Annotated in this window: 6 protein-coding genes and 1 pseudogene; 1 reads left to right on the top strand and 6 read right to left on the bottom strand. The window is 39.3% G+C overall.

What is annotated here, in order from left to right:
• From AC52RT_RS03605 to AC52RT_RS03630, 6 genes and pseudogenes are all read right to left on the bottom strand, one after another.
• Nucleotides 1–569 (bottom strand): annotated as a pseudogene (locus AC52RT_RS03605) (stage IV sporulation protein A); the annotation flags it as partial.
• Nucleotides 570–803: 234 nt separating this feature from the next.
• On the bottom strand, nucleotides 804–1,523 hold the full coding sequence (locus tag AC52RT_RS03610) for a YphF family lipoprotein (protein ID WP_495539489.1): 720 nt from the start codon (nucleotides 1,521–1,523) through the stop codon (nucleotides 804–806).
• Between the two features lie 14 nt (nucleotides 1,524–1,537).
• Nucleotides 1,538–1,735, bottom strand: a complete 198-nt coding sequence (locus AC52RT_RS03615) for a DUF2768 domain-containing protein (protein WP_040373309.1) — start codon at nucleotides 1,733–1,735, stop codon at nucleotides 1,538–1,540.
• A gap of 279 nt (nucleotides 1,736–2,014) precedes the next feature.
• Nucleotides 2,015–3,067 carry an NAD(P)H-dependent glycerol-3-phosphate dehydrogenase gene (locus AC52RT_RS03620; protein WP_495539490.1) on the bottom strand — a complete coding sequence of 351 codons (1,053 nt, stop codon included), beginning with the start codon at nucleotides 3,065–3,067 and terminating at the stop codon, nucleotides 2,015–2,017.
• Nucleotides 3,068–3,190: 123 nt separating this feature from the next.
• Complete coding sequence (gene der / locus AC52RT_RS03625) at nucleotides 3,191–4,501, bottom strand: ribosome biogenesis GTPase Der (RefSeq protein ID WP_495539491.1); 1,311 nt, start codon at nucleotides 4,499–4,501, stop codon at nucleotides 3,191–3,193.
• A 227-nt stretch (nucleotides 4,502–4,728) separates the two neighbouring features.
• Nucleotides 4,729–5,319 carry a YphA family membrane protein gene (locus tag AC52RT_RS03630; protein ID WP_495539492.1) on the bottom strand — a complete coding sequence of 197 codons (591 nt, stop codon included), beginning with the start codon at nucleotides 5,317–5,319 and terminating at the stop codon, nucleotides 4,729–4,731.
• Between the two features lie 122 nt (nucleotides 5,320–5,441).
• Here AC52RT_RS03630 and AC52RT_RS03635 point away from each other — a divergent pair, with 122 nt between their 5' ends.
• A complete protein-coding gene (locus AC52RT_RS03635) occupies nucleotides 5,442–5,573 on the top strand; it encodes a YpzI family protein (protein WP_201647723.1) in 132 nt (43 codons plus the stop codon).
• Nucleotides 5,574–5,695 lie beyond the last annotated feature (122 nt).

Consider the following 5,695-nt stretch of genomic DNA (forward strand, 5'->3'; position numbering starts at 1 on the left):
ACTGAATTTATGATGATAATAAAGGGCTTTCCTACTTCTTTTAGTTCAGATATAACCCTTTCCTCTGCATCGATGTAGTCCTTTCGGGGGATTTCTCCGATTGTTCCATCCGTCGTGACGACTACACCCAGCGTAGAATGATCCTGAATGACCTTTCTCGTGCCAATTTCAGCCGCCTCATGAAATGGGATTGGTTCCTCATACCAAGGCGTGTGAATCATTCTGGGACCATTCTCATCTTCATACCCTTTCGCGCCGGGCACCGTATAACCAACACAATCAACGAGGCGTATATTTACATTCAACCCTTCAGCAACTTCTATCGTTGCAGCCTGATTGGGGACGAATTTCGGCTCTGTTGTCATGATTGTTCTCCCAGCGGCACTTTGCGGCAATTCATCCTGTGCTCTTGCACGATCTGATTCAGTATCCATATTCGGAATAACGACTAACTCCATAAACTTTTTGATAAATGTGGATTTACCAGTACGAACTGCCCCAACTACACCTAAGTAGATGTCGCCGCCGGTCCGTTCAGCAATATCTTTGAAAATATCTACCTTCTCCAGCAATATAACCCCTCCCGCTCTTAAGTCTTGGGATTTTCATCCACTTGACTACTTTATCTAGGACACTATTAGTTTATGATGTTGTCCTAAAAAAATATTCCTCTTTTATTTGCCCTTTAGTCCATCCCCCCGTGCATTCATCTATATAAGTTAATCATCTGCGCAATCAAATCAGGCTAAGGAGAAGAAAAAAATCCTCCTACTACACTATATTGTGTAGAAGAAGGATTATGCTTATTTCACTAAGAATATTGGTTTTTCAGCTTCATCAATTGTATAAGGCAAAGAAAAAGCCGGAACAAAATCAGATTCTTCCACTAAAATTTTTCGAATGTCCTCACCCTTTTTAAAGGAATGTTTTTTTTCTTTGAGGGCATCGTATAAATCTGGTGTATAATCAACGAATAATTCAGCTTTATTATTGACGATAATCGATAATGGTCGTTGTGAATACGGACTAGTCACTGTTGGTGCTTCTTTTAGACCCAGTTTTTTATAATCAAGCGTAAATACTTCGTCTGAAAGCACCTCGCCGTATGGTGGATAACCGTTCGTCTGACGATAACTCGTCAACCGAAGATTCAAATCCTGAATGGCTTGAGCCATCCTTACATCAAGTAATTTGACAGCAGGGTTGGTTTCAACATCGATGAGCACATATTGAAAAATGCCTCCAGCGTCAAACGAATTAGGAGGAGCTTCAGCTATGTATCTTGGTACGATCTTTTTAAAATCTACCACATATTTTTGATAAATAGGTGTTTCTGCTTCTTTTGTTATAATCGGCAGGATCCCGCCCCCAGTTTTTTGAAACTGATCAACCGCACTTTGTACCGATTGGATTTGTTCTTTGTAAGGGGTTTGGTTTTCTTTCCGTTGACTATCCGGATACATACACCCAGTTAGGAGTAATGGAATACAAAAAATAATAACTGCCCATTTTACTTGTTTCATATAATTCGCCTCGCTTAAGTGGTTGGTCCACTAAATACTACTACAAAGATGATTAAACCAGCGATAATCATAAGTATGTATGCAAAAATCGCCATAAAAGCCTTGAAGAAACCGCTTAATTTATACCGGCTTAGGTAAATAGAAAAAATGGAGATTGCCATAAAGCCCATAGCAATAAAAGAGATCCACATTTTTTGCAATGCTGGTGTCACAAAACCTACTCCTTTATCGTAGTGCTCATCCACTACACATTTTAGTTTTAGGGGCTTGTCCTATTTTGATATAACAGACTATTCATCAAGTTAAAAAAGCAGAAGATATGTCTATCGATATATCTTCTGCCATTTGACTAAACCCACCAGTTCCAAGTTAGATTACTAGTTTACTATCGATGCATTGTATGCTTCCTAATCTAAAGGCGTATCAGCTAATGCCTATTTTCCGAAAAAATATTTCACACATTACGTAATCTTTTTGAAAGAATCACAAACTTATTCAGATTCGCGCTCTTCCATTATATTAAATAAATCTTCCATTTCACTTCGTTTATCTCGATTCATCAATAAATCAACGGAATCCTTTACGTCTTTTCCAGCAAACAATACTCCGTAAAGCGCATTTGTAATCGGCATATCGACTTCATACTTTTGCGCAAGCTGATAAGCTGCCTTTGTGGTTCGAACACCTTCAACCACCATGCCCATGTTCGTCAGTACTTCGTCGAGCTTTTGTCCTTTACCAAGCAAATTACCGGCCCGCCAATTTCTAGAATGGACGCTTGTACAAGTTACAATTAAATCTCCAATACCCGTCAACCCTGAAAAAGTTAACGGATTTGCCCCCATTGCACTGCCTAATCGGGTAATTTCCGCAAGACCGCGGGTAATAAGAGCTGCTTTAGCATTATCTCCATACCCTAATCCGTCAGTAATCCCTGAAGCTAACGCAATGATATTTTTTAAGGCACCGCCTATTTCCACGCCAACGATATCTGGATTCGTATAAACTCGGAAGTATTGATTGATGAATAGATCTTGAATTCGTTCAGCTGCAGCCATGTTTTTTGAAGATACAGCTACCGTTGTAGGATGACGCAAGCTTACTTCCTCAGCATGACTTGGTCCAGAAAGGACCACTAATTCTTTTAACATACTGCCAGACATGTCTGCTTCTATCATTTCAGAAATCCGCATTAAGGAATCCGGTTCGATCCCCTTTGAAACATGAACAACCGTTAGCGGCTGTTGGCTGACTTTTTCAATATCCTTTAAAACATCACGAATTGCCTTGGTCGGCACCGCCAAAATAATAATATCAAGATCCCTGAGGGCAGAGTCTAAGGAGCTAAACCCTGTGATTCCTTGTGGAAGCTTAATATCCGGAAGATATTTATGATTGGTTCTTTGGGAATTGATTTCTTCAATCTGTGCTTCCTTATGACCCCATAAACGCACTTCATGTCCATTATCTGCGAGAACCATTGCTAAGGCAGTACCCCAGCTTCCTGCTCCGATTACGGCTGCTTTTTGCTTTGTTCTTGTCATATTCAACCACCTTTTCTCTAAAAGGTAACTATTCTATGGTGAAGGAAGTCAGGACTGAGTGCATCCTAACAACCCTACAGAACATAGATAGCCTTCGATCTCTTGATGACTAACTAGATGTCATTATTTTCTTTGACGGCCAAAAATACGAATTGGCGTGCCATCAAACTCAAAGGCATCACGAATTCTATTTTCTAAGAATCTCTGATAAGAGAAGTGAAGAAGTTCTGGATCATTAACAAACACTACAAATGTAGGCGGTTTGATAGCTACTTGAGTGGTGTAGTAAATCTTCAGACGAGTACCATTATGGGTAGGTGTCGGATTCATGGCTACGGCATCCATTAACACTTCGTTAAGAATATTCGTTTGCACACGAAGCGCATGGCTTTCACTAACCTTATCAATTACTGGAAGAAGCGTATGGATCCGCTGCTTTGTTAACGCAGACAAGTAAATGATTTTAGCATAGTCCAAGAATAAGAAATGAGCTCGAATATCTTCTTCGAATTTCTTCATTGTTTTATCATCTTTTTCTAATGCATCCCACTTATTAACGACGATAATAATTCCTCGGCCTGCTTCATGAGCATACCCAGCAATTTTCTTATCCTGTTCACGAATACCTTCTTCAGCATTTAATACCACAAGAACAACGTCAGAGCGTTCAATTGCACGTAAGGCTCTAAGTACACTGTATTTCTCAGTGCTCTCATATACCTTCCCTTTTTTACGCATCCCTGCCGTATCAATAATGACGTACTCTTTGCCATTAAATTTATAAGGGGAGTCAATCGCGTCACGAGTCGTCCCTTCGATTTCACTAACAATTACCCGCTCTTCTCCAAGCAAAGCATTAACTAATGAAGATTTCCCAACGTTCGGTCTTCCAATTAAACTGAACTTGATGACATCATCCTCATAATCCTGGCCGCCGAAATCTGGGAAATACTTAGCCACTTCGTCAAGTAAGTCTCCTAAACCAAGACCATGTGAACCTGAAATTGGGAATGGCTCTCCAAATCCAAGTGCATAGAAATCATAAATTTGGTCGCGCATTTCAAGATTATCAATTTTATTAACAGCCAGTACGACTGGTTTTTTTGACTTATAAAGAATTTTCGCAACTTCTTCATCTGACCCAGTCACACCTTCACGGCCATTCACCATAAAAATGATAACATCCGCTTCATCAATAGCTATTTCAGCTTGTGCACGGATTTGTTCAAGAAATGGTTCATCACCAATATCTATTCCACCCGTATCAATAATGTTAAAGTCATGCGTTAACCATTCTCCTGAACTATAAATCCTGTCTCTCGTTACGCCTGGTACATCTTCAACGATAGAAATTCTCTCTCCAACAATTCTGTTAAAGATTGTCGATTTTCCAACGTTAGGCCGTCCGACGATCGCAATTACCGGTTTTGGCATTGTATTCACCCTTCCACTCCATATATCTTTAAAGCTCATGAAATCCATGAATGCATTTATCTCCACTAAAAAAATTGCACTGTTGATTTTCATATTTGCAGAAACTGCAGTTAGGCTTCGGTATGTATTTACCAGCTCTCTAACTATCATATAGTATCAAATTTTCCGCCAATCAACAATGATTGTCTAAAAAACACTTTTATTATGATGTCACATGTTTCCTTTTATTAGGAATTAAATTTCGCCTGCGTTTGTTGATAAAGCACCTTACTAATCAGTTCTGCAGCAATACAGGCAAGCCCAACTGTGACAGACAATGTCACATTATCGAGCCACTCAAGGGAAATACTTTTGTAAGGCAAGGTGTGTACAGCCAATAATCCTGCAAACACACAATCACCCAGCACCATCCCAATTATGATGGCACTAATCCGCTGTTTCCAGTCTTTAAATAACAAAAACGCTGTATAATTAATGGCAATGGCTTGCATCCAAGAAGCTTCAAAAATTAATATAATTGGATCCAGCAAAGCAAATAATTGAAATGCCGCATACCCAATTCCTATTGTACAAAATTTAAATACAAAATAACTCGTATGAATGAAGGACAATTTCCGATTGTATATCAGTAAACAAATCAACAAATAAAGTCCGCCTAAACCTATTCGGTAAGGATAAACAGCTAATTCATATCCAGATAAAATAATCAAAATGAGTAGATGACATATTAACTGAGATCGAAAAGCTGTTTTAGGCATAAAAAATACCACGACTACCCACCCCATCCAAATAATCCAATAGAAAAACAACCCATCCATAACGTTCACCTCCTTTAAAAGACATTATGTCTCCTTTAAAACAAGATTAAACACGCTATGGGTAGATGAATAAAAAATACAGACTATAGGGGAAAATAACCGAAAGGAAAGGGGGCGAAATATTGGGAAAAGATCGTCAAGAAAAAAAACTCAAAGAAAGCCGCCGAGTCGAGTCTGACCGTGACCAATCACTAAAATACCCTGGAGCTACTAGACTCGAAGGACCAGAAGAAGCAAGAAAACGAAATTCCTAAACCTAAAGGAGGCTGTCCAAATCGGGCTGCCTCTTTTTGTGCATTTGTACCTAGCTGTTTTGGCACTTGAGGGTTGGTACTTGTGAAAATAGGGTATCTTTCTCTTTTGTGGTTAGCTGGTT

The sequence above is a fragment of the Peribacillus sp. genome, from assembly GCF_059453735.1.

Bases quoted from the DNA above. Each gene is read 5' to 3' on its own strand.
- AC52RT_RS03610 (WP_495539489.1), bottom strand. From the start codon at position 1,523: ATGAAACAAGTAAAATGGGCAGTTATTATTTTTTGTATTCCATTACTC.
- der (WP_495539491.1), bottom strand. From the start codon at position 4,501: ATGCCAAAACCGGTAATTGCGATCGTCGGACGGCCTAACGTTGGAAAA.
- AC52RT_RS03620 (WP_495539490.1), bottom strand. From the start codon at position 3,067: ATGACAAGAACAAAGCAAAAAGCAGCCGTAATCGGAGCAGGAAGCTGG.
- AC52RT_RS03630 (WP_495539492.1), bottom strand. From the start codon at position 5,319: ATGGATGGGTTGTTTTTCTATTGGATTATTTGGATGGGGTGGGTAGTC.